Source organism: Methylobacterium sp. XJLW, from assembly GCF_003254375.1.
GTDB lineage: Bacteria > Pseudomonadota > Alphaproteobacteria > Rhizobiales > Beijerinckiaceae > Methylobacterium > Methylobacterium fujisawaense.
This window is the reverse complement of record NZ_CP016429.1, coordinates 876831-901981: the sequence shown is the minus strand read 5'-3', so window position 1 is coordinate 901981 and position 25151 is coordinate 876831. Positions and strand designations below refer to the sequence as shown.

Annotated in this window: 27 protein-coding genes; 18 read left to right on the top strand and 9 right to left on the bottom strand. The window is 70.5% G+C overall.

Annotated features, from left to right (window positions below; genetic code table 11):
- Positions 1–9 precede the first annotated feature (9 nt).
- The 12 genes from A3862_RS04160 to A3862_RS04105 all read left to right on the top strand — a co-directional run bounded on the left by A3862_RS04160 (position 10) and on the right by A3862_RS04105 (position 12525).
- Positions 10–711 carry an orotate phosphoribosyltransferase gene (locus A3862_RS04160; protein ID WP_043382568.1) on the top strand — a complete coding sequence of 234 codons (702 nt, stop codon included), beginning with the start codon at positions 10–12 and terminating at the stop codon, positions 709–711.
- A 12-nt stretch (positions 712–723) separates the two neighbouring features.
- Positions 724–1803, top strand: a complete 1080-nt coding sequence (gene pyrC, locus A3862_RS04155; protein ID WP_043760268.1) for a dihydroorotase — start codon at positions 724–726, stop codon at positions 1801–1803.
- Between the two features lie 207 nt (positions 1804–2010).
- Complete coding sequence (locus A3862_RS04150; RefSeq protein ID WP_111473227.1) at positions 2011–3456, top strand: amidase; 1446 nt, start codon at positions 2011–2013, stop codon at positions 3454–3456.
- Positions 3457–3881: 425 nt separating this feature from the next.
- Positions 3882–5657, top strand: a complete 1776-nt coding sequence (locus A3862_RS04145; protein ID WP_111473226.1) for an acetolactate synthase 3 large subunit — start codon at positions 3882–3884, stop codon at positions 5655–5657.
- 70 nt (positions 5658–5727) lie between these two features.
- Positions 5728–6270, top strand: a complete 543-nt coding sequence (gene ilvN / locus A3862_RS04140; RefSeq protein ID WP_043347129.1) for an acetolactate synthase small subunit — start codon at positions 5728–5730, stop codon at positions 6268–6270.
- Between the two features lie 53 nt (positions 6271–6323).
- A complete protein-coding gene (locus A3862_RS04135; protein ID WP_043382578.1) occupies positions 6324–6617 on the top strand; it encodes an AbrB/MazE/SpoVT family DNA-binding domain-containing protein in 294 nt (97 codons plus the stop codon).
- The gene (locus tag A3862_RS04130) at positions 6598–6948 is read left to right on the top strand and encodes a type II toxin-antitoxin system PemK/MazF family toxin (protein WP_043347126.1); all 351 of its coding nucleotides are present in this window, start codon (positions 6598–6600) and stop codon (positions 6946–6948) included. The genes A3862_RS04135 and A3862_RS04130 overlap by 20 nt, the downstream gene beginning before the upstream one ends.
- A gap of 24 nt (positions 6949–6972) precedes the next feature.
- Positions 6973–7617: a glutathione S-transferase family protein gene (locus tag A3862_RS04125; RefSeq protein ID WP_111473225.1), complete on the top strand. Its 645-nt coding sequence runs from the start codon at positions 6973–6975 to the stop codon at positions 7615–7617.
- 84 nt (positions 7618–7701) lie between these two features.
- A complete protein-coding gene (locus A3862_RS04120) occupies positions 7702–8358 on the top strand; it encodes a TetR/AcrR family transcriptional regulator C-terminal domain-containing protein (RefSeq protein WP_043347122.1) in 657 nt (218 codons plus the stop codon).
- A 12-nt stretch (positions 8359–8370) separates the two neighbouring features.
- Positions 8371–9390: a ketol-acid reductoisomerase gene (gene ilvC, locus A3862_RS04115; protein WP_111473224.1), complete on the top strand. Its 1020-nt coding sequence runs from the start codon at positions 8371–8373 to the stop codon at positions 9388–9390.
- 166 nt (positions 9391–9556) lie between these two features.
- Entirely contained in the window at positions 9557–10210 is a 654-nt protein-coding gene (locus A3862_RS04110; protein WP_043347120.1) for a pyridoxamine 5'-phosphate oxidase family protein, read from the top strand.
- A 239-nt stretch (positions 10211–10449) separates the two neighbouring features.
- Positions 10450–12525 carry a methyl-accepting chemotaxis protein gene (locus A3862_RS04105; protein ID WP_111473223.1) on the top strand — a complete coding sequence of 692 codons (2076 nt, stop codon included), beginning with the start codon at positions 10450–10452 and terminating at the stop codon, positions 12523–12525.
- Positions 12526–12548: 23 nt separating this feature from the next.
- Here the strand turns inward: A3862_RS04105 and tam are convergent, their stop codons facing one another.
- The 5 genes from tam to A3862_RS04080 all read right to left on the bottom strand — a co-directional run bounded on the left by tam (position 12549) and on the right by A3862_RS04080 (position 16916).
- Complete coding sequence (tam, locus tag A3862_RS04100; RefSeq protein WP_043760274.1) at positions 12549–13331, bottom strand: trans-aconitate 2-methyltransferase; 783 nt, start codon at positions 13329–13331, stop codon at positions 12549–12551.
- Between the two features lie 21 nt (positions 13332–13352).
- Positions 13353–14054 carry a haloacid dehalogenase type II gene (locus A3862_RS04095; RefSeq protein WP_043760276.1) on the bottom strand — a complete coding sequence of 234 codons (702 nt, stop codon included), beginning with the start codon at positions 14052–14054 and terminating at the stop codon, positions 13353–13355.
- Positions 14051–15115 carry a tryptophan--tRNA ligase gene (gene trpS / locus A3862_RS04090; protein ID WP_043760278.1) on the bottom strand — a complete coding sequence of 355 codons (1065 nt, stop codon included), beginning with the start codon at positions 15113–15115 and terminating at the stop codon, positions 14051–14053. The genes A3862_RS04095 and trpS overlap by 4 nt, the downstream gene beginning before the upstream one ends.
- A 93-nt stretch (positions 15116–15208) precedes the next feature.
- Positions 15209–15970 (bottom strand): endonuclease III domain-containing protein, encoded by a 762-nt coding sequence (locus A3862_RS04085; protein WP_083935967.1) that lies wholly within the window; start codon positions 15968–15970, stop codon positions 15209–15211.
- Positions 15971–16172: 202 nt separating this feature from the next.
- On the bottom strand, positions 16173–16916 hold the full coding sequence (locus tag A3862_RS04080; RefSeq protein ID WP_043382595.1) for a GyrI-like domain-containing protein: 744 nt from the start codon (positions 16914–16916) through the stop codon (positions 16173–16175).
- A gap of 194 nt (positions 16917–17110) precedes the next feature.
- Here A3862_RS04080 and dapF point away from each other — a divergent pair, with 194 nt between their 5' ends.
- Together dapF and mtaB are read left to right on the top strand one after the other, a co-directional pair.
- A complete protein-coding gene (dapF, locus tag A3862_RS04075) occupies positions 17111–17998 on the top strand; it encodes a diaminopimelate epimerase (protein ID WP_043382597.1) in 888 nt (295 codons plus the stop codon).
- Positions 17998–19218, top strand: a complete 1221-nt coding sequence (mtaB, locus tag A3862_RS04070) for a tRNA (N(6)-L-threonylcarbamoyladenosine(37)-C(2))-methylthiotransferase MtaB (RefSeq protein WP_043760280.1) — start codon at positions 17998–18000, stop codon at positions 19216–19218. The genes dapF and mtaB overlap by 1 nt, the downstream gene beginning before the upstream one ends.
- Here the strand turns inward: mtaB and A3862_RS04065 are convergent.
- Positions 19188–19889, bottom strand: coding sequence for an RluA family pseudouridine synthase (locus A3862_RS04065; protein WP_043760282.1), 702 nt, complete (start codon positions 19887–19889; stop codon positions 19188–19190). The genes mtaB and A3862_RS04065 overlap by 31 nt on opposite strands.
- 57 nt (positions 19890–19946) lie before the next feature.
- On the opposite strand from A3862_RS04065, the gene ftsY reads away from it, so the two are divergent.
- Positions 19947–21311: a signal recognition particle-docking protein FtsY gene (ftsY, locus tag A3862_RS04060; RefSeq protein ID WP_043760283.1), complete on the top strand. Its 1365-nt coding sequence runs from the start codon at positions 19947–19949 to the stop codon at positions 21309–21311.
- 130 nt (positions 21312–21441) lie between these two features.
- Positions 21442–22056 (top strand): septation protein A, encoded by a 615-nt coding sequence (locus tag A3862_RS04055; RefSeq protein WP_043382604.1) that lies wholly within the window; start codon positions 21442–21444, stop codon positions 22054–22056.
- Positions 22057–22059: 3 nt separating this feature from the next.
- Here A3862_RS04055 and A3862_RS04050 read toward each other — a convergent pair whose 3' ends face one another.
- From A3862_RS04050 to A3862_RS04040, 3 genes are read right to left on the bottom strand one after another with little or no spacing between them, the layout of a single operon-like run.
- On the bottom strand, positions 22060–22674 hold the full coding sequence (locus A3862_RS04050; RefSeq protein ID WP_043760287.1) for a DsbE family thiol:disulfide interchange protein: 615 nt from the start codon (positions 22672–22674) through the stop codon (positions 22060–22062).
- Entirely contained in the window at positions 22671–22814 is a 144-nt protein-coding gene (gene ccmD, locus A3862_RS04045) for a heme exporter protein CcmD (protein ID WP_111473222.1), read from the bottom strand. The genes A3862_RS04050 and ccmD overlap by 4 nt, the downstream gene beginning before the upstream one ends.
- Positions 22815–22823: 9 nt before the next feature.
- Positions 22824–23621 carry a heme ABC transporter permease gene (locus A3862_RS04040; RefSeq protein ID WP_043382608.1) on the bottom strand — a complete coding sequence of 266 codons (798 nt, stop codon included), beginning with the start codon at positions 23619–23621 and terminating at the stop codon, positions 22824–22826.
- A gap of 511 nt (positions 23622–24132) precedes the next feature.
- Between A3862_RS04040 and A3862_RS04035 the strand changes: the two genes are divergently transcribed.
- Positions 24133–24807: a hypothetical protein gene (locus A3862_RS04035; protein WP_043382610.1), complete on the top strand. Its 675-nt coding sequence runs from the start codon at positions 24133–24135 to the stop codon at positions 24805–24807.
- 31 nt (positions 24808–24838) lie between these two features.
- Positions 24839–25150 carry a hypothetical protein gene (locus A3862_RS04030; RefSeq protein ID WP_020090705.1) on the top strand — a complete coding sequence of 104 codons (312 nt, stop codon included), beginning with the start codon at positions 24839–24841 and terminating at the stop codon, positions 25148–25150.
- Position 25151 lies beyond the last annotated feature (1 nt).

Below are 25151 nucleotides of genomic sequence, written 5' to 3'. Positions count from 1 at the left end.
GCACGCCGCATGACCAGCCCCTTCCTGCCCCTCGACCGGACCGTCATCGCCCGCGAGGCGGCCAAGATGTTCCTCGAGATCGGTGCCGTCCTCTTCTACAAGGACGAGCCGTTCAAGTTCACCTCCGGTTGGGCGAGCCCGGTTTACACCGACAGCCGGAAGATCATCTCGTTCCCGCGCCTGCGCTCGACGCTGATGGACTTCGCCACCGCCACGATCGTGCGCGAGATCGGCTACGAGAAGCTGACCCACATCGCGGGCGGCGAGACCGCCGGCATCCCCTTCGCGGCCTGGATCGCCGACCGGATGATGCTGCCCATGCAGTATATCCGCAAGAAGCCCAAGGGCTTCGGCCGCAACGCGCAGATCGAGGGCGAGATCGTCGACGGCGCCCGGACGCTGCTGGTCGAGGATCTGGCCACCGACGGACGCAGTAAGGTCAACTTCTGCAAGGCCCTGCGCGAGTCCGGCGCCCAGGTCGATCACTGCTTCGTGCTGTTCTACTACGACATCTTCCCCGGCAGCGCCGCGCTGATGGAGGAGATCGGCATCAAGCTCCACTACCTCACCACGTGGTGGGACGTACTGGCGGTGGCCAAGGAGATGGGCACCTTCGATCCGAAGACGCTCGACGAGGTCGAGCGCTTCCTCAACGCGCCGGCCGAGTGGTCGGCCGCCCATGGCGGCATCTCCGCCTTCGGCCAGGCCTGAGGGGTTTTCGCGATGGGCGTCGCAGACCTGTTCCCCGCCGAGCGCCAGGACGCGAAGCCGGTCGACCGGATCACGATCCGCCGGCCGGACGACTGGCACATCCACCTGCGCGACGGCGCGATGCTGAAGGCGGTGCTGCCCTACACGGCGGCGCAGTTCGCCCGGGGCATCATCATGCCGAACCTCGTGCCGCCGGTGACCACGGTCGCCGCCGCGGAGGCCTATCGCGCGCGGATCCTGGCGGCCCTTCCCGCCGGCATGGACTTCACCCCGCTCATGACCTGCTACCTGCGGGACGACACCGATCCGGACGAGATCGAGCGCGGCTTCCGGGAGAAGGTCTGGGTCGCCGCCAAGCTCTATCCGGCGGGCGCGACCACGAACTCCCATGCGGGCGTCACCGACCTCCTGGGGATCGCGCCGGTGCTGGAGCGGATGGAGCGGATCGGCATGCCGCTCCTGATCCACGGCGAGGCCACCGACCCGGAGATCGACATCTTCGACCGGGAGGCCGCGTTCATGGAGGGCAGCCTGATCCCGCTGCTCGGCCGGCACAAGGGGCTGAAGGTCACCGTGGAGCACGCCACCACGGCGGAGATCCTCGACGTGGTCCGGGAGCACCGGAGCCGGTGCGCGGCCACGATCACGCCGCACCACCTCGTGATCAACCGGACGCACATCTTCCAGGGCGGGCTGCGCCCGCACCTGTACTGCCTGCCGGTGGCCAAGCGCGAGCGGCACCGGCTGGCCCTGCGCAGGGCCGCGACCTCCGGCGAGGCCTGCTTCTATCTCGGCACCGACACCGCCCCCCACGTCCGCGGCGCCAAGGAGGCGGCCTGCGGCTGCGCAGGCGTGTTCTGCGGGCCGAGCGCGCTCCAGACCTACGTGCAGGTCTTCGACGAGGAGGGGGCGCTCGATAAGTTCGAGGCCTTCGCCTCCCTCAACGGCGCCCGCTTCCACGGTCTGGAGCCGAATGCCGGGACCGTCACCCTGGAGCGCCGGCCCGGCCGCGTCGCCGAGGCCGTGACCGTGGACGACACCGCGGTGGTGGTGTTCCGGGGTGACGAGACGCTGCCCTGGTCGGTGGTGTGACCGCCTAGGCTGAGGACAGCGCACCGTCATCGCGAGCGGCGCGAAGCGACCCAGGGCAGCGCGACATCGGCGATCGTCGCGCGACACTGGATTGCTTCGCTGCGCTCGCGGAGACGGACATCGGCACTCCATCCAATCAGCCAAAGCCATCTTTGCCTGGATCCAACCTCCGGTTACCGATCTTCGGTTGATCCGGAGGAGGGTACGATGCAGGACGCGCGACAGGACGGAATCACGGCCATGGGCGCCGTGGATCTCGCCGCGGCGATCCGCGGGCGGGTCGTCTCCTGCGCGGAGGTGATGCGCGCCTATCTGGAGCGGATCCACCGGCTCAACCCGCAGGTCAACGCGATCGTGGGCCTGCAGGACGACGCGGCGCTCTTGCGCGAGGCCGAAGGTGCGGACGCCGTCCTGGCGCGGGGCGAGCCCGTCGGGCCGCTGCACGGCTTCCCGCTGGCCGTGAAGGACCTCGACCCGGTCCGCGGCCTGCCGTTCACCCAAGGGTCGCCGATCTTCGCCGACCGGATCGCCGAGACGGACTCGATCATGGTGACGCGCCTGCGCGCCGCCGGGGCGATCTTCATCGGCAAGACCAACATCCCCGAATTCGGCCTCGGCTCGCACAGCTTCAACCCGGTCTACGGCGCCACCGGCAACGCCTACGATCCGGCGAAGACCGGGGGCGGGTCGAGCGGCGGCGCGGCCGTGGCGGTGGCGCTGCGGATGCAGCCGGTGGCCGACGGCAGCGACCATGCCGGCTCGCTCCGCAACCCGCCGGCCTTCAACAATTGCTACGGCCTGCGCCCGGCCTGGGGACGGATCCCCGCCGAGGCCAAGGACGTGTTCAGCCCCGGGCTTGGCGTGCTCGGGGCGATCGGGCGCACGCCCGCCGATATCGGCCTGATGCTCTCGGTGCTGGCGGGCTACGACCCCCGCTGCCCGAACGCCATCCGGCAGGACCCCTCCGCCTTCGCGAGCCCGCTCGCCCGCGACTTCCGCGGGACGCGGATCGCGTGGCTCGGCGATTGCGGCGGCCAGATCCCCTTCGATCCCGGCGTGCTCGACGTCGGACGCGCCGCCCTGGCGACGTTCGCGGAGATCGGCTGCACCGTCGAGGAGGCGATGCCGCGCTACGACATGGAGCGGCTCTGGGAGGATTGGCTGGTGCTGCGCGCCTTCACCGTCGCGGCAAATCTCCGCCCGTTCTACGACGAGCCCCGCCACCGGGCCCTGCTCAAGCCGGAGGCGGTCTGGGAGGTCGAGCGGGGGCTGGCGCTCGGCGCCGACCGGATCATCGCGGCCCTGGAGGGGCGCACCCGCTGGTACGAGACCCTGCGCCGCTTCATGGAGGGCTACGATTACCTCGTCATGCCGAGCACGCAGGTCTTCCCGTTCGACAAGGCCCTGCGCTGGCCCGAGACGGTGGGCGGACAGGCGATGGACACCTATCACCGCTGGATGCAGATCACGATCCCGGCGACGATGTCGGGCCTGCCGGCGCTCGACGTGCCGGCCGGGTTCGGAGCCGCCGGACTGCCCACCGGCATCCAGATCGTCGGACCCAACCACGGCGAACTCGCCTGCCTGCAACTCGGGGCCGCCTACGACGCTGCGAGCAACTGGGTCCGCCGCTTCCCGCCGCCCCTGCAGTGAGGGAGCGGCTCCGCCTCCGAACCGGCTCACTTGCACGCGCGGACGCGTTGACCCGCCGCGCGCGCTCCGCTATGAGGCCCGACACTTCGCGCGCCGACCATGAGCCAGTTCCGGATCATGCGGGCGCCGCGGGGCAGGTTCGGATTTCCGATGACCACGGTCCTTATTGTAGCGGTAGCGTCACCGACGGGGCGGCCCTGAGCTAGGGCCGCGATCCGGGCGGTGGCGCATGCAGGGTCCCTCGGGGCCCTTTTTTGTTGCCCGCGTCCGGGCGGGACAGGACTGGGACGGACGGAGATCCGAGGCGATAGGCACCTTCGGGCGAGGCGGAGACCGCCCCGCGTGACGAGGGTGCCGGGAGAGAGGACGGGGCAGGGCGGCGATCACGGGATCGCGGTGGCTCCGGAGAGCGCGAGGAGACGAGCATGGGCGGCGAGGTCATGACCGGGGCCGAGATGGTCATCCGGGCCTTCCAGGATCAGGGTGTCGACACGCTGTTCGGGTATCCGGGCGGCGCCGTACTTCCGATCTACGACGCGCTCTTCCACCAGAACGCCGTCAAGCACATCCTCGTCCGCCACGAGCAGGGCGCCGTCCACGCCGCCGAGGGCTATGCCCGCTCCTCCGGCAAGGTCGGCTGCGTGCTGGTCACCTCGGGCCCCGGTGCGACCAACATCGTCACCGGGCTGACCGACGCGATGCTGGATTCGATCCCGCTGGTCTGCATCACCGGCCAGGTCCCGACGCACCTGATCGGCACCGACGCGTTCCAAGAGTGTGACACGGTCGGCATCACGCGCCACTGCACGAAGCACAATTACCTGGTCAAATCGATCGACGACCTGCCGCGCATCCTGCACGAGGCGTTCTACGTCGCGGCCAACGGCCGTCCCGGCCCGGTCGTGGTCGACCTGCCCAAGGACATTCAGTTCGCGTCCGGCCTCTACGAGCGCCCGGAGATCGCGAGCCACAAGACCTACCGCCCGGCCGTGAAGGGCGACGCCGACCGGATCCGCGCGGCCGTCGAACTGATGGCGACCGCGCGCCGGCCGGTCTTCTACACCGGCGGCGGCGTGATCAATTCCGGCCCGGAGGCGTCGCGCCTGCTGCGCGAGCTCGTCCGCGAGACCGGCTTCCCGATCACCTCGACCCTGATGGGGCTCGGCGCCTATCCGGGCACGGACGAGAAGTTCCTGGGCATGCTCGGCATGCACGGGACCTACGAGGCCAACCTCGCGATGCACGAGTGCGACGTGATGATCTGCGTCGGCGCCCGGTTCGACGACCGGATCACCGGCCGTCTCGACGCGTTCTCGCCCTTCTCCAAGAAGATCCACATCGACGTCGACGCCTCCTCGATCAACAAGGTCGTCAAGGTCGATGTCGGGATCGTCGGCGACTGCGCCTCGGTGCTCGCCGACATGCTGGAGGCGTGGCGCGCCCTGCCGTCGCGGCCCGACAAGTCCAACCTCGATCCGTGGTTCCAGAAGATTAGTGCCTGGAAGGTGCGGGACTGCCTCGCCTACTGGCCGTCGGGCACGATCATCAAGCCGCAATACGCCGTGCAGCGCCTCTACGAGGCCTGCAAGGACCGCGAGACCTACATCACCACCGAGGTCGGCCAGCACCAGATGTGGGCGGCCCAGTACTTCAAGTACGACGAGCCGAACCGCTGGATGACCTCAGGCGGCCTCGGCACGATGGGCTACGGCCTGCCGGCGGCGATCGGCACGCAGCTCGCGCATCCGAATGGGCTGGTGATCGACATCGCCGGCGAGGCCTCGATCTTGATGAACATGCAGGAGATGTCGACGGCGGTGCAGTACCGCCTGCCGATCAAGGTGTTCATCCTGAACAACGAGTACATGGGCATGGTCCGGCAGTGGCAGGAGCTGCTGCACGGCTCGCGCTACTCGCAGAGCTATTCGGAGAGCCTGCCGGACTTCGTGAAGCTCGCGGAGGCCTACGGCGCCAAGGGCATGCGCTGCGAGAAGCCGGGCGACCTCGACGGCGCCATCGCGGAGATGCTCGCCTATGACGGCCCGGTGATCTTCGACTGCATCGTCGACAAGACCGAGAACTGCTTCCCGATGATCCCGTCGGGCAAGGCGCACAACGAGATGCTCCTGTCCGACTACCTCGGTGAGACCGGCGTCGAACTCGGCGACGTGATCTCCGAGGAAGGCAAGATGCTGGTGTGATGGGTTTGGCGGCGGCCCTCCGGGGTCGCCGCTGGTGAGCACGGACGGGACGACGAGGACGAGGCCGGCGATGAATGCGATGAACACCCACTACCCCGATGCCGTCCGCGTCGAGCCGGTGAACCGGCACACGCTGGCGGTGATCGTCGACAACGAGCCCGGCGTGCTCGCGCGCATTTCGGGCCTGTTCTCCGGCCGCGGCTACAACATCGAGAGCCTGACCGTCTCCGAGACCGAGGAGGCGCGCCACATCTCCCGCATCACCATCGTCACGACGGGCACCAACGCCGTGATCGAGCAGATCAAGGCGCAGCTCGACCGGCTGGTGCCGGTCCACCGGGTGGTGGACCTGACGCTCCAGGGCAACGCCCTCGAGCGCGAGATCTGCCTCGTGAAGGTGAAGGGCGAGGGCGAGCACCGCAGCGAGGCCCTGCGGCTGGCCGCCGCGTTCGGCGCCAAGACGCTGGACGCCACGCTCAACTCCTTCGTGTTCGAATTGACCGGCGCCACCGAGGAGATCGACCGGTTCGTGCGCCTGATGAGCGTGATCGGGCTGGTGGAGATCTGCCGGACCGGCATCTCCGCGATGGGGCGCGGGGCTGAGCCGCTGTAGGCTCCGGCGGCTGACCTCTGCTAGGATGCCCCGTCCCCGCAGGAGGCGGAGTGATGGAAGCCAAGGTCATCCGCTGGGGTGACGACCTCGCCGTCCGTCTGAGCAGCGCGGAGGCCGAAGAACTCGGCATCCGCGAAGGCGAGACGGTCGAGATCGTCTCGAAGCGCCCGGTCCCGCCGGAGCCGCAGCAATGGGCTGGGCGCCGGTACGTCAACGGGCTGCCGGTCTATACGCTCGAGGACATGGTCGCCGAGATGCGCCGTCTGGGCCCGGATTTCGAGCCGCCGACCGTGGACTGGGGTCCGGATGTCGGCTCTGAGATCATCGATGACGACGACTCCCGCTGAGCCATCGCTTCAGGCCGGCGATTTGATCCTCGTCGAATTCGGTCCTGTCCGCGGGACGGAACAAGATGGTCGTCGACCGGCGTTGGTTGTGTCGGAAGTGCTGATGAACACGGCGACGCGCCGCGTCATCGTCTGCCCGATTACGAGCAACATCGAACCATGGCCGACGAAGGTCATGCTTCCGGTCGGAATGACTGTCGAAGGCGCGGTGTTGACGGATCAGATCCGGTCCATCGATCAGCGGGCGCGTATTCTGAGGCGCCTCGGCGTCGCGCCGGGCGCTGTTCTCGCCGAAGTCCGGCATCAGATCGCGAAACTGCTCGGGCTTTGAAGCAGGACGGCGTATAGCAGTGTCATGACCGCCCGCACCCTCTACTACGCCCCCGGCGCCTGCTCGCTCGCCGCCCACATCGTCCTGGAGGAATCCGGGCTGCCCTACGAAGGCATCAAGCTCGACCTCGCCGCCGGCGACCAGCGCCGGCCGGAATACCTCGCGATCAACGATCGCGGCCGCGTGCCGGCGCTGACCGAGGACGGCTGGGTGCTCACCGAATGTGCGGCCATCATGCGCCACGTGGCCCGTCAGGTGCCGGAGACGGCTCTGTGGCCCGCCGACCTGCGGGAGCAGGCCGCCGCGGACGAGTGGCTCGGCTGGCTCGCCTGCAACCACCACGTGACCTACGCGCATGTCCGCCGTCCGGAACGCTACACCGAGGATGAGAGCGCGTTCGACGGCATCAAGAGCAAGGCGGCCAACACCTACGCGGATCTCGCCACCATGACCGAGGTGCGCCTCTCGCACGGCGGCTGGGCGGTGGGCGACCGCTTCAGCGTCGTCGACGCCTACCTGATGGTCTTCTGGTTCTGGGCCAACGGCCCGGTGCTGCGGTTCGACATGGCCGGCCGCTTCCCGGCCTGGACCGCCCATGCCCGCCGCGTCGCCGAGCGCCCGGCCGTGCAGGCCGTCTTCGCCCGCGAGGGGTTGCCGCTCCCGCACTAATCCCATTCGGTCGCGGCAACCCCCTTGCCGCGGCCATCGAATCGGCCTAGAGCGCGTACCGTACGGTACGGTACGCTATTCGAGATGATGCAGGCCAGCGCCACAGCAGAGCGGGAAGCGCCGTCGGCACGCCAGCAGGCGGTGCTGGACGTCGTGCTCGGCCTCATGGTCGAGGACGGCGAGCAGCTCACCATGGACGCCGTCGCGCGCCGGGCGAGCTGCTCGAAGGAGACGCTCTACAAGTGGTTCGGCGACCGGGACGGGTTGCTGACCGCGACGGTGCGCTGGCAGGCCTCCCGGGTCCATGCCGGGCACGACGCCGCGCAGATCCTCGACGGGGCGACCCTGCGGGAGCGCCTGCAGGATTTCGCCGTGACGTGGCTGGAGGTCATCACCGGCCCCACCTCGGTCGCGTTGAACCGCATCGCCATCGCGCATGCCGGCTCGCGCAAGAGCAATCTCGGCGGCATCGTGCTGGCCAACGGCCGCTTCGCCATCGGCGAGCGGGTGAAGCCCGTGCTGGAGGCCGGGCGCGCCGCCGGGCTACTCGCCTTCGCCGACAGCGAGGCCACCTTCCGCACCTTCTTCGGCCTCGTCGGCCGGGATATCCAGATTCGACTTCTGCTCGGCGAGACCCTCGATTTCGACGGGGCCGAGATCCGGCGCGATGCGGGCCGCGCCGTCGAGCAGTTTCTGGCCCTCTACGGCCAGGCCAAACCCGACCCGAACCGCCACGTTTAAGAGGAGACAGACATGCAGGTGTATTACGATCGCGACGCCGACCTGAACCTGATCAAGGGCAAGAAGGTCGCCATCGTCGGCTACGGCAGCCAGGGCCACGCCCACGCGCTCAACCTGCGCGATTCCGGCGTGAAGGACATCGTCATCGCCCTGCGCGAGGGCTCCGCCACCGCCAAGAAGGCCGAGCACGAGGGCTTCAAGGTCCTGTCGGTCGCCGAGGCCGCCAAGTGGGCCGACGTGGTGATGATGCTCACCCCCGACGAGCTGCAGGGCGACATCTACCGCGAGTCCCTCGAGGGCAACATGAAGCAGGGCGCCGCGCTCCTGTTCGCCCATGGCCTCAACGTCCACTTCAACCTGATCGAGCCGCGCAAGGATCTCGACGTCCTGATGGTCGCCCCGAAGGGCCCGGGCCACACCGTGCGCTCCGAGTACCTCCGCGGCGGCGGCGTACCGACCCTGATCGCCATCGCGCAGGACGCGAGCGGAAACGCCCACGACCTCGGCCTGTCCTACGCCTCGGCGAACGGCGGCGGCCGCGCCGGCATCATCGAGACGACGTTCAAGGAGGAGTGCGAGACCGACCTGTTCGGCGAGCAGGCCGTGCTCTGCGGCGGCCTCGTCGAGCTGATCAAGGCCGGCTTCGAGACCCTGGTCGAGGCGGGCTACGCCCCCGAGATGGCCTATTTCGAGTGCCTCCACGAGGTGAAGCTGATCGTCGACCTCATCTACGAGGGCGGCATCGCCAACATGAACTACTCGATCTCCAACACGGCCGAGTATGGCGAGTACGTCACCGGCCCGCGCATCGTCACGCCCGAGACCAAGGCCGAGATGAAGCGCGTGCTGAACGACATCCAGTCGGGCACCTTCACCCGCAACTGGATGCTGGAGAACAAGGTCAACCAGACCTCGTTCAAGGCGACCCGCGCCAAGCTCGCCGCCCACCCGATCGAGGAGGTCGGCGCCAAGCTCCGCGGCATGATGCCGTGGATCTCCGAGAAGGCGCTGGTCGACAAGACCCGCAACTGATTGCTTCGGATTGCGCGGCCGGGCTCTGCTCGGCCGCGCCCGGGGGCCGGTCACGCGAAAGCGTGGCCGGCCCTTCGCGTTCCGGGTTGCCCGACCTGGGGAGTCCCGGCCATAAGCCCGCCAGCGGTCCCGCGTGTACGAGGACCGGCTAGCGGAGAGGACACGCATGGCATCGCTCTATTCCGACGCGCACCGGGCGCTGCAGGAGGAGTTCGGCACCACCAAGCTCGCGGTGCGCCTCGACGAGGACTGGGTCCACGAGAGCATCCAGCCGGACGAGGCCGCCTTCATCGGCTCCCGCGACATGTTCTTCCTCTCGACCGTCGACCCGGACGGCATGCCGACCGTCTCCTACAAGGGCGGCCCCACGGGCTTCGTGAAGGTGCTCGACGCCAACACGCTGGTGTTCCCGGGCTTCGACGGCAACGGCATGTTCTACTCGATGGGCAACATCGCGGGGCAGGCCAAGGTCGGCCTGCTGTTCATCGATTTCGAGACGCCCCACCGCATCCGCGTGCAGGGCCACGCCACGCTGTTGCGCGACGACGCCCTGATGGCCGAGTACACCGAGGCCAAGTATTTGGTGAAGGTCGCGGTGACGAAGATCTGGATCAACTGCCCGCGCTACATCCACAAGTACCAGAAGCTCGAGCAGAACAAGTACGTGCCGCGGCCCGGCCGCGAGACGCCGCTCGCCGCCTGGAAGCGTCTGGACCTCGCGGGCGACGTGATCAGCGACGAAGACAAGGCCCGGGTCGCCCGGGAGGGCAAGCTGGAGGTCTCGGAGTACGAGGCGCTGGTCGCCCGCGGCGAGGCCTGACGACCCTTTGCCGGCCGCCTCGCGAAATGGGGCGGCCGGCGGGCGCTCGATATGCCGGGAATTCAATCTTCGGCGCACAAGTTGATACCAAGTAGATATCCGCGGCGCTTCATATTGATGTAGCAATATAATTGCGACTGATCGCGGCCGAGTTCAAAATTTCTTGACGATGTGCGGGGGTGGCCGCTAGATTTCCTGCAAATCTGGTCGGTCACATCCTTGCGCGGATCGTAGAGAACATGCTTTCGCTGCCCCTGCGTGTCGCCGTTATCTGTAGCGTCCTGATCGCTGCGGTTTTCGCGGGAGGGATGACTTTTCTTGCCCGTCGAATCAACGCTTCCTTCGAGGAGCAGGCGGCCAAGATGCAGTCGGAGACTCTGTCGAACGAGGCGCGCGAGGTCCGGTTTCGCCTCGCGGTCGCGGCCAAGACCGCCGAGAGCATCGCGGTCTCCGCCTCGGCCCTGCGCGCCCGCGGCATTCAGGACCGTGAGGTCTACGATGCGATGCTGCGCGAGCTTCTGCGCGCCAACCCCAGCCTGATCGCGACCTGGACGGGCTGGGAGCCGGATGCCTTGGACGGGCGCGACCGCACGTTCGCCGGCACGGCCTCGTCGGACGCGAGCGGCCGCTTCATGCCCTACTGGAATCGCGGCAGCGGCACGATCAAGCGGGAGGTTCTCACCGGCTACGAGGCCGAGCCGGACGGCGCCTATTACCTTCAGCCGAAGAAGCTGAACCGCTTGGTGGCCATCGAACCCTACATCTACCCGGTGGCCGGGAAGGACGTCGTCATGATGTCGTTCGGCGCGCCGATCAGCGTGGACGGCAAGTATCGCGGCACCGCCGGTGTCGACATCGACCTCGGATCCCTGAATGCCGCCTTCGGCGCGGTGAAGCCGTTCGGGACCGGCTACCTGGCCGTGGTCTCGGCGAGCGGAACGACCGTCGCGCATCCGACCGGCGCGGCGGCCGGGAAGCCGATGCACGGCTTCGACGCGTCGGCAGCCGACGCGGCCAGGCAGGCGATCGCGGCAGGCGCCGTGGTGGTGACCGATGCGCCGGGCCCGGATGGGGCGCCGTGGCGGTACATGGCGCAGCATATCCAGGCGGGCGAGACGCCCGACCGCTGGGCCATCGTGGTCGCGGTGCCGGTGGCGACGCTCACGGCTGCCGCCGATCAGGCGCGCGCCAGGCTCATCGGCATCTCGGTCCTCTGCGTGCTGATCGGCTGCGCGGTCGTCTTCGGCGCGCTGCACCGCCTCGTCGGAAAGCCGGTCCGCGCCCTCGGCAGGACCATCGGCGACATGGCCGCGGGCGATTACGGGGCGGACGTGCCCGAGGCTCGGCGCCGCGACGAGGTCGGGCTGGTCGGGCGGGCCGTCCTGAACCTGCGCGACGGCCTCCGGGCGCAGGCGGAGGCCGACACGCAGGCGCGGGCTTCTGCCCAGGCCGCCGCCGACCGGGACCGCAAGCGGGTGACGGCGGATCTGGCGAACACCTTCGAGCAGGCGGTCGGCGGCATCGTCGAGACGGTCACGAACGCGGCCACCGAGCTGCAGGCCACGGCCCGGGCGCTGGCCGCCACGGCGTCGGAGACCGCCGGCCAGTCGACCACCGTCGCGGCCGGGGCCGAGGAGGCGGCCGCCAACGTCCGGGCCGCGGCCTCGGCGGCCGAGGAGCTCGGCAGCTCCGTGCAGGAGATCGGGCGTCAGGTCCAGGGCTCCGCCCAACTCGCGCGGGCCGCGGCCGACGAGGCCGGGCGCACGGTGCGTCTGGTCGAGGATCTGAGTGCGGCCGTGATGAAGATCGGGGACGTGGTGGCGCTGATCAGCGGCATCGCGGGCCAGACCAACCTGCTGGCCCTCAACGCCACCATCGAGGCGGCCCGTGCCGGCGAGGCCGGACGGGGCTTCGCGGTCGTGGCCGCCGAGGTGAAGGCGCTGGCCGAACAGACCGCGCGGGCCACCGAGGAGATCGCGGGCCAGATCGCCCGCGTGCAGGCCTCGACCGCGCAGGCGGCCTCGGCGATCGGCAGCATCACGACGCGCGTCGACGAGATCAGCGGCGTGGCCACGACGATCGCCGCCGCGGTCGAGCAGCAGGGTACGGCGACCCAAGAGATCGTCCGCAACGTGACCCAGGCCGCCGCCGGCACGGGCGAGGTGACGACGAACATCGCCCGCGTGGCCGAAGCCGCCGACATGACCGGCTCGGCCGCGGGCCAGGTGCTGGACTCGTCCGCGAACCTGTCGCAGCAATCCGAGCACCTCCGGGCGGAGGTCAGCCGCTTCCTCGGAACGGTGCGCGCGGCCTGAGGACCACCGGGCCGGCCTGCGCGCTACGGGGCTTTTCGGGCGACGATGAACACCCGCGGGAAGGCCAGCAGGCGCTGCCCGTCGCTGCGCGGCGTGTAGGCGGCGTCGATCGCGCCGGTATAGGCCGCCAGGAAGCCGGCCTTCTCCCCGGGCTCCAGCGGGTCGAGGAAGGGCCGGAGCCCCGTGGCGCTCACCCAGTCCACGATGGCGGCGGCATCCGCCATCCGGTGGTGATAGGCAGTGCGCCAGACATCGACCTCGGCGGCCATGGGCGCCAGCAGGTCGTAGTAGGCCGCGGGCTCCAGCATGCGGCCGAGGCGGCCGGCTACGGCCGGGTCGCCGATCGTTGCCGCCCAGGGTCCGGCCGCCGCGACTTCGCGCATCAGCCGGTGGGTGGGCTCGGCGAGATTGTCGGGCATCTGCACGGCGAGCACCCCGCCCGGGGCGAGGAGACCGAACAGCCGCGGCAGCAGGGTCGCGTGGTCCGGCAGCCATTGCAGGACGGCGTTGGCGAAGATCAGGTCCGGGGCGCGCTCCGGGACCCAGGTCGCGGCATCGGCCTGCGCGAAGGTGAGGTCGGGCAGGCGGGCACGGGCGCTCTCCAGCATCGCCGGGGAACTGTCGAGGCCGAGCACCTCAGCATCGGGAAATCGCGCCGCGATCAGCGCGGTGGAATTGCCGGGCCCGCAGCCGAGATCGCAGGCGAGCCGTGGCGCGTCGAGGGGCACGCGGGCGAGGAGCTCGGCCGCTGGCCGCGTCCGCTCGTCCTCGAAACGGGTGTAGAGGGCGGGGTTCCAATCGGCCATCTCAACCTTCCGTGCGACGCCTCAGCAGCCGAGCTGGTCGGCGAGGTCCGCCAGGTCCCGCGCCGCGTGGGTGACCGGCACCGTCGGCGCGGTCTCGCCGCCGGCCGGGCCGTGCTCGTGCGGGCGGGCGATGTGGGCGGTGGACAGACCGTGGCGCGCCGCCGCCGCGAGGTCGTTCGAGTGCGCCGCGACCATCATCGTTTCCGCCGGCGCGAACCCGAAGGCCGCCACCGCGTCGCGGTAGAGCGCCGGCTTCGGCTTGTAGTCGCGGGAATAGCCGGCGCCGAGCACCGCGTCGAAGATCAGCCCGTTGCGGCGGGCGAGGTCGGCCATCAACCGGACAGGCCCGTTGGAGTTCGGCGCCAGGAGGTGCTTCTCCCGCAGCCGCCGCAGCGCGTCCGGCACCTCGGGCCAGGCTTCGAGCCGGTGCCACGCCTGGACCAGCTCCCGCTGCACGGTCTCGGGCACGCCCGCGATGCCGAACTGCGCCAGCACGTCGGGCAGGGACTCGGCCTGGAGCGTGTCGAGGTCGACATAGGGCCGGGCGCCGGAGCGCACCGTCTCCATCGACGGGTCGTAGCGGGCCCGCCACGCATCCGCGAAGGCGCCCGCATCGAGGCTCGGCGCGACGGGCGCCAGCAGCCGCGCCGCCTCGCGGGCGACGCCGGAGCGCCAGTCGACGAGCGTCCCGAAGACGTCGAAGACCAGCGCCCGGATTGTCACCGCACCGCCTGGAGGCTGGGGCCCCGCCGCACGAAGCCGACGATGTCCTTGACCGCGTCGAGGGTCTGCGCCGCGATCGTCTCCGCCCGGGCGGAGCCGTCGGCCAGCACGGCGTCGATATGGCCGGGATCGGCGGTGAGCCGCCGCATCTCCCCGGCGATCGGCGCGAGGCTCGTCACGGCGAGGTCGGCGAGCGCCGGCTTGAAGGTCGAGAACTGCGCCCCGCCGAAGTCGCGCAGCACGTCCTCGCGGCTGATGCCGGCCAGCGCCGCGTAGATCCCCACGAGGTTGTCGGCCTCGGGCCGCTCCTTCAGGCCCGCCACCTCGGAGGGGAGGGGCTCTGGATCGGTCTTCGCCCGGCGGATCTTCTGGGCGATGGCGTCCGCATCGTCCGTGAGATTGATCCGGGCGTTGTCGGACGGGTCCGACTTCGACATCTTCTTGGTGCCGTCGCGCAACGACATGACCCGGGCGGCCGGACCGCCGATCAGCGGTTCCGTGATCGGGAAGAACGCGTCGCCGTGGCCGTGCGCCGCGATCGAGCCGGCGAAGTCGGTGTTGAACTTCTGCGCGATGTCGCGGGTCAGCTCCAGATGCTGCTTCTGGTCCTCGCCCACGGGCACGTGCGTCGCCCGGTAGGCCAGGATGTCGGCGGCCATCAGCACCGGGTAGTCGTACAGGCCGATCGAGGCGTTCTCCCGGTCCTTGCCGGCCTTCTCCTTGAACTGGGTCATGCGGTTCAGCCAGCCGAGGCGGGCGACGCAGTTGAACACCCAGGCGAGCTCGGCGTGCTGGGGCACCTGGCTCTGGTTGAATACGATCGAGCGCTTCGGATCGATTCCGGCGGCGAGGAAGGCGGCCGTGACCTCGCGGATCTGGCCGCGCAGGGCCTCCGGATCCTGCCAGACGGTGATCGCGTGCAGGTCGACCACGCAGTACAGGCACTGCGCGTCGCGGTCCTGCATCTCCACGAAGCGCTTCACCGCTCCGAGATAGTTGCCGAGATGCAGGTTGCCGGTGGGCTGGACGCCCGAGAAGACCAATTCGGTGAACGCGGCCATCGGCGCCGATCCTGAGCAAAGATAGACCGGGGCTCCGCGCCGTCCGGGCGCGGGGTTACTCGCACCCGTAGGCCGGAATGGTCAAGGACGCGCTCACGGCTCCCGCACGGGGCGCTTCGCGCTGGGGCAGAGGTCGGTCAGGACGCAGCGCCCGCAGGCGGGCCGGTGATGGTGGCAGACCTGCTGGCCGTGCAGCATCAGGATCTCGTGATTGTCGTAGAGATCCTGCGCGCTCCACGCCGCGGGCAATTGCCCCCGCAGGATCGCGTGCGCCGGGCCGACATCGACCCGCGGGCCGATCAGCCCGAGGCGCTGGGCGACCCGGTGATGGTGGCTGTCCACCGGCAGCGCCGGCATCCGCAGGGTGGAGAACGACAGGACCGCGGCACTGGTCTTCGGCCCGATCCCGGGGATGGCCTGCAGCCACGCCCGCGCCGCCTCGACTTCCATGTCGGCCAGGAAGGCGAGGTCGAGGGTTCCGCACCGGTCGCGCAGGGCCCGGATCACGTCGCGGATGCGCGGCGCCTTCAGCTCCGGCCATGTCACCCCCGCGATGGCGGCCTCGATCTCCGGCACGTCCGCGTCGATCACCGCCTCCCAGTCCGGGAAGCGTGCCCGCAGGGCCTTGAAGGCCCGGCCGGATTCGGCGTTGCGCGTCCGGTGCGACAGGAGCGAGGAGACGAGTTCGCTGACCGGATCCAGGCTGTGGAAGTACGGGATCGGGCAGCCGTAGACCGGGCAGAGGCGCGCGTGGATCGCCAGCGCCTTCTCGGCGAGGGCGGGATCCATGGCGTTGGGGGCCGCCTTGCGGCGCGGAGGCGGGACGGTCCCGGTTCTGAGGTCGGTGGCGGGCATGTCGGGCGAATCCGCGAGCCGACGCCCCTGTTCCTGCCGGGGCGGGGCAGCGGCGATCTGTCCGATCTCCGCGCATGCGCGTCAGGAACGGGCGATCGGGTGCCGTGCACTCCTCCCTTCCCCGCAGAGGGGCGAGAGGCGGCGGTTGCGGCCGGTTCTCCGGCGCGGGATCGGTCCGCGACGTCGGCCGATCTGCCGGCCCCTACTTCACCAGCGCGTAGATGTTCACGTCGAGGTTGTCGTCGGTACCGTCCTTGAGGTCGGTGGCGTATTCCTCGACGAACCGGTCCTGCACCACGATGTCCTTGGCATCGAGATAGGCGGTCAGGGTCTCGTAGGTGCTGTCGATCGACTCGTAGGAACCCTTGTGGGCAAAGCGCAACGCCTTGCCGGAGGGCGTCGTGCCGAAGCGCAGCCCGTCGGTCTCCGCCGGCGCCGGGTTCGGCGCGGCCGCCACCGGAATCATCGCCTCGAACTCGAAGCCGTCATCGTCGGTCCGGGTGAAGACCGCCAGCGGCCGGCCGGCCGGCGCGACGCCCAGCTTGGCGAGGTCGGCCTCGATCCGCGCGAAGGCCTGCTTCAGGTTCGGCACGGCCTCCTCCCATTTGGTCTTGCCCGACAGGATCGCGGCGGGCTTCGACGGCAGGGTGACCTCGTCGACGTCGCCGGGCTCGCCGGCCTTCTCGATGAGCGTCGGACGCGCGGGCGTTCCCACCGCGGACTGGCCCGCGGGCGGGGGCGCCACCGATTGCTGGGGGGCCGGGGCCGCGCTCTTGTCCGGATCGGCCACCGGGTTCGGCGCCGTCGTCGTCGGCAGCGGGTTCGTCTGGGCCGGCGCGGGTGCCGTGGAGGGCGGCGGCGCAGGCTGCTGCTGCGCGGCGATCGGGCCGCCGGACGCGAGCACGAGGGCGGCCGAGAGGGCGACGAGCGGACGAAGGCGGATCACGTGGGGCGCTCCGGTCGAGGCCCGCGGATGATCGCGCAGGCTCCCGCCGCGTAACCTAGTGGCGAACGTGACGGCCCGCGAGGGCACCGCGGACGAGAGCCGCGGGTGCGGCGCATCTGCCACGCTGCTGCACCCCTCGCGCCGGGCGGTCGCTTTTGCGATATAGCCGGCCCCTCCTCGACCTGCGGGACCGCATGAGCGCACTCGCCCACAGACGCTTCCTGAAGATGCACGGCGCCGGCAACGCGATCGTGGTGCTGGACCTGCGCGGCTCCACCGTGACGGTGCGGCCCGAGGAGGCGCGGGCGATCGCGCAGGATCCCGGCTCGGCCTTCGATCAGCTGATGGTGCTACACGATCCCGTGAGCCCGGGCACGGACGCGTTCCTGCGGATCTACAACACCGACGGTTCGGAATCGGGCGCCTGCGGAAACGGCACGCGCTGCGTCGCCTACGCGATGCTCGACGATCCAGCCATGGCCCGGCCGGCCGAGGGCGGGCGGCTCACCCTGGAGACCGAAGCGGGCGTGCTCGGCGTGCGCCGCGTCTCGGAGCGGGCCTTCACGGTCGATATGGGCCGGCCGCGTCTCGCCTGGGACGAGATTCCCCTGTCGGAGCCCTTCCCGGACACGCGCCGGATCGAGTTGCAGATCGGCCCGATCGACGATCCGATCCTGCACTCGCCGGGCGCGGTGAACATGGGCAACCCGCACGCGGTGTTCTTCGTGGAGCAGGATCCGGATTCCTTCGACCTCGCGCGGATCGGTCCGATGCTGGAGAACCACCCGCTGTTCCCGGAGCGCGCCAACATCTCCGTGGCTCAGGTGACGGGCCGCGAGACGATCAAGCTCCGCGTCTGGGAGCGCGGCGCCGGGCTGACGCTCGCCTGCGGCACCGCCGCCTGCGCCACCGTGGTGGCCGCCTCGCGCCTCAAGATGATCGGCCGGCAGGCCCAGGTCGCGCTGCCCGGCGGCGAGTTGTTCATCGAGTGGCGCGCCGACGACCATGTCCTGATGACCGGTCCGGTCGCGCTCGTCGCCGAGGGGACCCTGGCGCCGGAGCTGTTCGACAGCGCGGCCTGATGGCGGTCGAGACCCTCACCTTCGGCTGCCGCCTCAACACCGTCGAGTCCGAGGCTCTGCGGGCCCATGCGGCCGCGGACGGCCGCGACCGGGTGGTGGTCAACACCTGCGCGGTCACCGCCGAGGCCGGGCGGCAGGCCCGCAAGGCGATCCGGCGCATCGCCCGCGAACGGCCCGGCGCCGAGATCGTCGTCACAGGCTGCGGCGCCGAGGTGGAGACGGAGGCCTACGCGGCCATGCCGGAGGTCGCGCGCCTCGTCGGCAACGCCGAGAAGCTGCGGCCGGAGGGCTGGTCGGCGGCCGCGACCGGACCGGGGGCCGTCATGGCGGCGCGGATGGCCGAGCCGACGCGGATCGAGGCCATGGCCGGGCATACCCGCGCCTTCGTGCCCGTGCAGAACGGCTGCGACCACCGCTGCACCTTCTGCGTGATCCCGTTCGGACGCGGCGTCTCCCGCTCGGTGCCGGTGCCCGATGTGGTCGCGCAGGTCGAGACCCTCGTGGCCCGGGGCGGGCGGGAAGTGGTGCTGACCGGCGTGGATCTCACCGCCTATGGACGGGATCTCTCCGGGCCGTCCCTCGGCGGTCTGGTGCGGTCGATCCTCCGGGCGGTGCCCGATCTCCCGCGCCTGCGCCTCTCTTCCATCGATTCCGTGGAGGCCGACGACGCCCTGCTCGCGGCGATCGCCGAGGAGGAGCGGCTGATGCCGCACCTGCACCTGTCGCTGCAGGCCGGCGACGACCTGATCCTCAAGCGCATGAAGCGCCGGCACCTGCGCGCCGACGCGATCCGCTTCTGCGAGACCGTGCGGCGGCTGCGGCCCGACATGGTGTTCGGCGCCGACCTGATCGCGGGGTTTCCGACCGAGACGGAGGCGCAGTTCGCCCGCTCCCTCGACCTCGTGGCGGAATGCGGCCTGACGCACCTGCACGTCTTCCCGTATTCCCCGCGCCCCGGGACACCCGCCGCGCGGATGCCGCCAGTGGAGGCGGACGCGATCCGCGCGCGGGCGGCGCGGCTGCGCGCAGCCGGTGCCGACGCCCTGCGGCGGCACCTCGACGCACAGGTCGGGCGGCGGCTGACCGTGCTGGCGGAGCGCGGCGGCACCGGGCGGAGCGCGGATTTCACCGCCGTGCGCCTGTCAGACGCGCCTGCCCCCGGCACGTTCCACAGCGTCGCGATCGCGTCTCACGACGGGGCGCGGCTGATCGCGGCCTGAGCCGCGAGCGGCGCCACGGCCTCGGCGATGTGCGGCGGCGGCGGGGCCGTCACCGTGATGGCGTCGCGCTTCGGATAGAGCGGGATCGACAGGGTCCGCGCGTGCAGGTGCAGCGCGCTGCCGCGGGGCGCCCCGCCGTAGATCGCGTCGCCCAGGATCGGCCAGCCGGAGGCGGCGCAATGGACCCGGAGCTGGTGGGTGCGGCCGGTCACCGGCTTCAGCTCCAGCCATGTCCGCCCCCCGGCGCGGCCGAGCACCCGCCAGTGCGTCAGCGACGGGTCGCCCGCCGGGTCGGCCTTCATCCACCAGGAGCGCGGATCGTCCGAGCGGCGGGCCAGCGGCAGGTCGATGCGGCCGGCCTCCTCGGCGGGGCCGCCCTCCACGATCGCCCAGTAGGTCTTGTCGACGCCGCTGCCGGAGAACAGCTTGCCGAGCCGCGCCAGCGCCTTGGCGTGGCGGCCGAGCGCGAGGCAGCCGGAGGTGTCGCGGTCGAGCCGGTGCGCGGTCTCCGGGCGGCGTGGCAGGCCGAACCGCAGGGCGTCGAGGTGATCGGTGAGCGTCTCGCCGCCGCGGGGACCCGGATGGACCGGTAAACCCGCCGGCTTGTCGATGACGAGCAGCAGGGCATCGCGGTAGAGGAGGCGCGCGCCTATGTCGAAGGCGTTGGACATCCGGATCGGCTAGAGGGTCGGTGTCGGCGGGGCAAGGTGGGGCGAGGACGCGATTTCATGGCGAGCGAGGAGAAGCCCGGCTGGTTCGGACGCCTGTTCGGGCGCAAAGGCCAGCCCGCGCCCGAGGACAAGCCCGAGGACAAGCCGGAAGACAAGCCCGAGGCCGAGCTGCCCGCGGAGGCGGCCTCCCCCTCCGAGGGTGAGCCGGACTTCGCCACCGCCGCGGAGGACGTCGCGCATGTTCCGCTGCCGCCCGAGGAGACCGGGGAGCCGGTCCCGGACGTGGTCGAGGGCGCCGATCTGCTGCCCGTCGCGGGCGAGCCCGAGCGTCCGCCGGCCGGCACCGCCGGCGACGACCCCGCGCACGGGGCCGACCCGGTCGATACCGGTGACGTGAACCGGGAGCCGGTGGTCGCGCCGATGCCCGACATCCAGCCGGTCGACAGCGCCGCTGCCCTGGCCCACGACGCGGGTGCCGGGCCGGACCGCGAGCCGGAGGCCAAGGGCTGGTGGAGCCGGCTCACCTCGGGGATGAAGCGGACCTCGTCGGCGCTCTCCGAGCGCGTGACCGGCCTGTTCACCAAGCGCAAGCTCGACGCCACCACCCTGGAGGACCTGGAGGACGCGCTGATCCAGGCCGATTTCGGCCTCGAGACCGCGATGCGGGTCTCGGAGGCCGTCGGCAAGGGCCGCTACGAGAAGGGCATCTCGCCGGACGAGGTGCGGGCGATCCTCGCCGCGGAGGTCGAGCGGGCGCTGGAGCCCGTGGCGGTGCCGCTCGCCATCGACGCGAGCCGGAAGCCCTTCGTGATCCTCACCGTCGGCGTGAACGGCGCCGGCAAGACCACGACCCTCGGCAAGCTCGCCTCGAAGCTGCGGGCGGAGGGGCGCACCGTGATGCTGGCGGCGGGCGACACGTTCCGGGCGGCGGCGATCGACCAGCTCAAGGTCTGGGGCGCGCGCACCGGCACGCCGGTGGTGAGCGGCGCGCAGGGGGCAGATGCCGCGGGCCTCGCCTTCGACGCCCTCAAGCAGGCCTCGGCCGCCGGGACCGACGTGCTGCTGATCGACACCGCCGGCCGGCTCCAGAACAAGACCGGCCTGATGGCGGAGCTTGAGAAGATCGTCCGCGTGCTGCGCAAGCAGGATCCGGAGGCGCCCCACGCCACGATCCTCGTGCTCGACGCCACGGTGGGCCAGAACGCCCTCAGCCAGGTGGAGCTGTTCTCGCAGGCCGCGCCAGTCTCGGGCCTGGTGATGACCAAGCTCGACGGCACCGCCCGGGGCGGCATCCTGGTGGCGCTGGCGGCGAAGTTCGGCCTGCCGGTCCACTTCATCGGCGTCGGCGAGGGCGTCGAGGACCTGGAGCCCTTCGCGGCCCGCGACTTCGCCCGGGCGATCGCCGGGCTGGAGAAGGATTAGGACGCGGGCGCCCGCTGGTCTTTGGTGCGCGATGTCATGGACATCGCGCGCTCGGCGTACCACACACCCCGCAAATCCCGTTCGACGCTCCCGGCCCACCGTGAGCGCCGCAGCCGAGCCGACCGAGCGTATGCAGATCGAATCCGTCCCCCCGCACCGCCATCTGCCGCCGCTCGTGAAGCTGGCGCTGGAACTCGGCCCGCTGGTGCTGTTCTTCCTCGGCAACGCGTATTCCGAGAAGTTCGGCGTCGCCCCGGACCAGAAGCTGTTCGTGGCCACGGGCGTGTTCATCGCGGCGACCGTGGTGGCGCTGGCGATCCACTACGTGATGGTGCGCCGCCTGCCGATCATGCCGCTCGTGTCCGGCGTGGTGGTGGTGGTGTTCGGCGGCCTGACCCTGGCGCTGCAGGACAAGACCTTCATCATGGTCAAGCCGACCATCGTGAACGCCCTGTTCGGGACGGTGCTGCTCGGCGGCCTCGTGTTCGGGCGCTCGCTGCTCTCGGTGGTGCTCGATTCGATGTTCAGCCTCACCGAGGAGGGCTGGCGCAAGCTCACCTTCCGTTGGGGCGTGTTCTTCTTCGTGCTGGCGGCGCTCAACGAGCTGGTGTGGCGGACGCAGACGGAGGATTTCTGGGTGAACTTCAAGGTGTTCGGCATCATGCCGATCACCGTGCTGTTCGCCCTGGCGCAGACGCCGCTGCTGACCCGCTACGAGCGCAAGACCCCGCAGCCCGAAATCTAGGGTCTACTGCGCTGCCGCGACCTTGCCGGCGGCGCGGATTCGCGTGAGCACGCTCGCGAAATTCTCAGGCGTGAGGATGCCGACGAGCTTGTCGCGGATGATGCCGTCCGGCCCGATGATGAAGGTTTCGGGCACGCCGTAGACGCCGAAATCGATCGCCGCCCGCCCTCCGGCATCGGCCCCCACCGCGCTGAACGGGACCCCGTGCCGGGCCAGGAAGCGCTGGCCAGCCTCGGGGCTCGGCTCCTTGTAGTCGATGCCCACGAGCCGGATGCCGGGCTCCTTCGCCAGGCGCATCAGCATCGGGTGCTCCACCTGGCAGGGCGCGCACCAGGAGGCGAAGACGTTGAGCACCGTGATCTGGCCCTTCAGATCCGCGCTCGACAGGCCGGGCACGGGCGCGCCCCCGGCGGTCAGCCCCGGCACGGCGGGCAGATCGAACTGCGGCACCGGTTTGCCGATCATCGCGGAGGGCAGGGCCGCCGGATCGGCGCCGGAGCGCAGGCGCAGGAACAGCACGGCGGCGAGCGCCGCGAAGGCGAGGGCCGGCACGATCAGCAGCAGCGAGCGGCGGACCGGCTGCGGCCGCCCGGTCGCCTCGTCGAGGGGCGCGGTCATCGCCGATCCTCGCCGAAGCCCTTCAGGGCACGCAGCTGCGTCCGGCGATCGCGCAGGACGTTGCCGACCAGGGCGACCATCACGAAGGCGGTGAAGGCGTAGGCGAGCAGGATGAAGCCGCCGTGAGACCCGAGATCCATTGCGGCCCCCTAGACCGGTTGGCCGACCGGCATCGCGGCCGGCGTCGGAGTGATGTGCGGCTGGGCGCGGTCGAGGCGCTCGGCCTCGCGGATCGTCAACGTCCGCACCCGGCGACGCATGATCTCGGTGCGCATCGTGTAGAGATGCAGGGTGGTCCCGCCCAGGGTCGCGGCGCCGATCATGACCAGCAGCGGGTAGAGCATCGAGGGATCGATGGTCGAGCCGCCCATGCGCAGGATCGAGGCCGGCTGGTGGAGGGTCGACCACCAGTTCACCGAGAACTTGATGATCGGCAGGTTCACGGCCCCGACCAGGGTCAGGATCGCCACCGCGCGCGCGGCACGGTTCGGATCCTCCAGCGTGCGCCACAGGGCGATGATGCCGCAATAGATCAGCAGCAGAATGAGCATGGAGGTCAGGCGGGCATCCCAGACCCAGTAGGTGCCCCACATGGGCTTGCCCCACAGGGAGCCGGTCACGAGGCAGATCAGCGTGAAGGCCGCCCCGATCGGCGCCGCCGCCCGCTGGGCGACATCGGCCAGCGGGTGGCGCCAGACCAGGGTGCCGATCGCCGACACGCTCATGGCCCCGTAGAAGAACACGCCGAGCCACGCCGCCGGGACGTGGATGTACATGATCCGCACGGTCTCGCCCTGCTGGTAGTCGGGCGGCACCACGAAGAAGGTCTGGTACAGCCCCAGGGCCAGGACGGCGAGCGACAGGGCCGTGAGCCACGGCACCAGCGCGCCCGACCAGCGCATGAAATGGCTGGGGTTCGACAGGCGGGTCCAGAGGGAAGGCGTCATCGCGGCAGCTGTCTCGGACATCGTGGAAGCGGTCTAGCCTAGGGTGCGGTGCAGCAACAATGCGGGTCGGCGGCGCAGGCGGCGGGGTCGCCGGAATGTGGTCGCAGGCGGTGCCAACGCTGACGGGGCGTCGGAGCCGACGCGCTCCTGGACGATCGCGTCGACACCCAACCGTCTTCTTGGGACATCCGCGACGCGCCCCCTCTCCCGTGCGGGAGAGGGGACCCGCGCTACGCCCACACGCGTCTAAGCCTCCCAGCGTTCGCCGGTCTGGACAGTATCGCTATCTCGAGCTTCCTGACCGCGCCTGTTCGAGGCGTCCCGGGCCATGCCCCGGGTGCCACCGGCGCGCGGGGACGATGACGCATGTCCGCAACCGCAGGTTTTGGCGTCCGAGCCTTGCGCATCGCGGGCAGATTGCGCATATAGACGTGAACAAAAAGAGAACGAAAGAGCGTCCCTGAGAAAAGCTGTGGACGACCCGCCTCCCTCCTGACGGAACGAGCGCCTCATGCGAACCGCCGACAAGCAGATCGCCGACATCCTCGTCCGCTACGGCGAGCCCTTCGGGGGCAACGTCTGGCGCGTTCAGGGGACCGCCGTCATCTACCACAAGACCCTGGAGCGCATCGCCGCCCAGGCCGGCATCGTGTTCGAGCCGCCGACCGTCATCCGGGCCGAACGCGACGAGGCCGTGATCCTGGTGACCGGCCGCCTGCCCGGCGCGAAGCCCGGGACCGAGCGGGTCGAGTGGTCGATGGGCGAGGCGCTGGTCAACGTGAACTACCGCGTCTCCGGCAAGCAGGCGGCCTACGTCTACGCCATGGCCGAGAAGCGCGGGAAGGACCGCGTCATCCTCAAGCTCATCGAGCTGCACGGTCTCGTCTACTCGGAGGAGGAGGCCGACGAGTTCCGCGCCCATCAGATCCCGGTCCGCGCCGTCGACGAGGATTTCGAGGAGGCGCCCGCCTTCGACGAGGTCACCGAGGCCGAGGGCGACCTCAAGCGCCGCATCGACGAGGCCGCGACGATCAACGCGGTCACCGACCTGATGCTGGACGGTGCCACCCAGGCCGTCCTGGCGACGATGCCGCCCGGCACCCGCGACGAGGTGCGCGACTACGCCAAGGCCCGCCTCGTGGCGCTCGGCTGGCCGAAGCGCGCCGGACGCCGCAGCGCCGCCTGATCCCGCTTCCACCCCACCGAAGGAGACCGCCATGCATCGCGCGACGAGCCGCCGCACCATGAAGGCCCGCCGGGATTCCCACCACGGCTGGAGCATCGAGACGCTGTCCTACAGCCCGACGCGGATCGTGCGCCTCGGCGCCGAGAAGGTCGCCATCCTGTTCCCCCCGGTCGAGCCCGGCGCGGCCTGGCAGCTCTACCCGCATCCCGACACGTTCCCGGGCCTCAACTTCGAGGGCCTGCCCGAGCCGCTGCGTCCGGAATTCCTCGCCTTCCCGGATCTTCCAGAGGTCGAGCGGTTCCTCGGCATCCGTGATGCCGAACCCGCCGCGCTGGCGGCGTAAG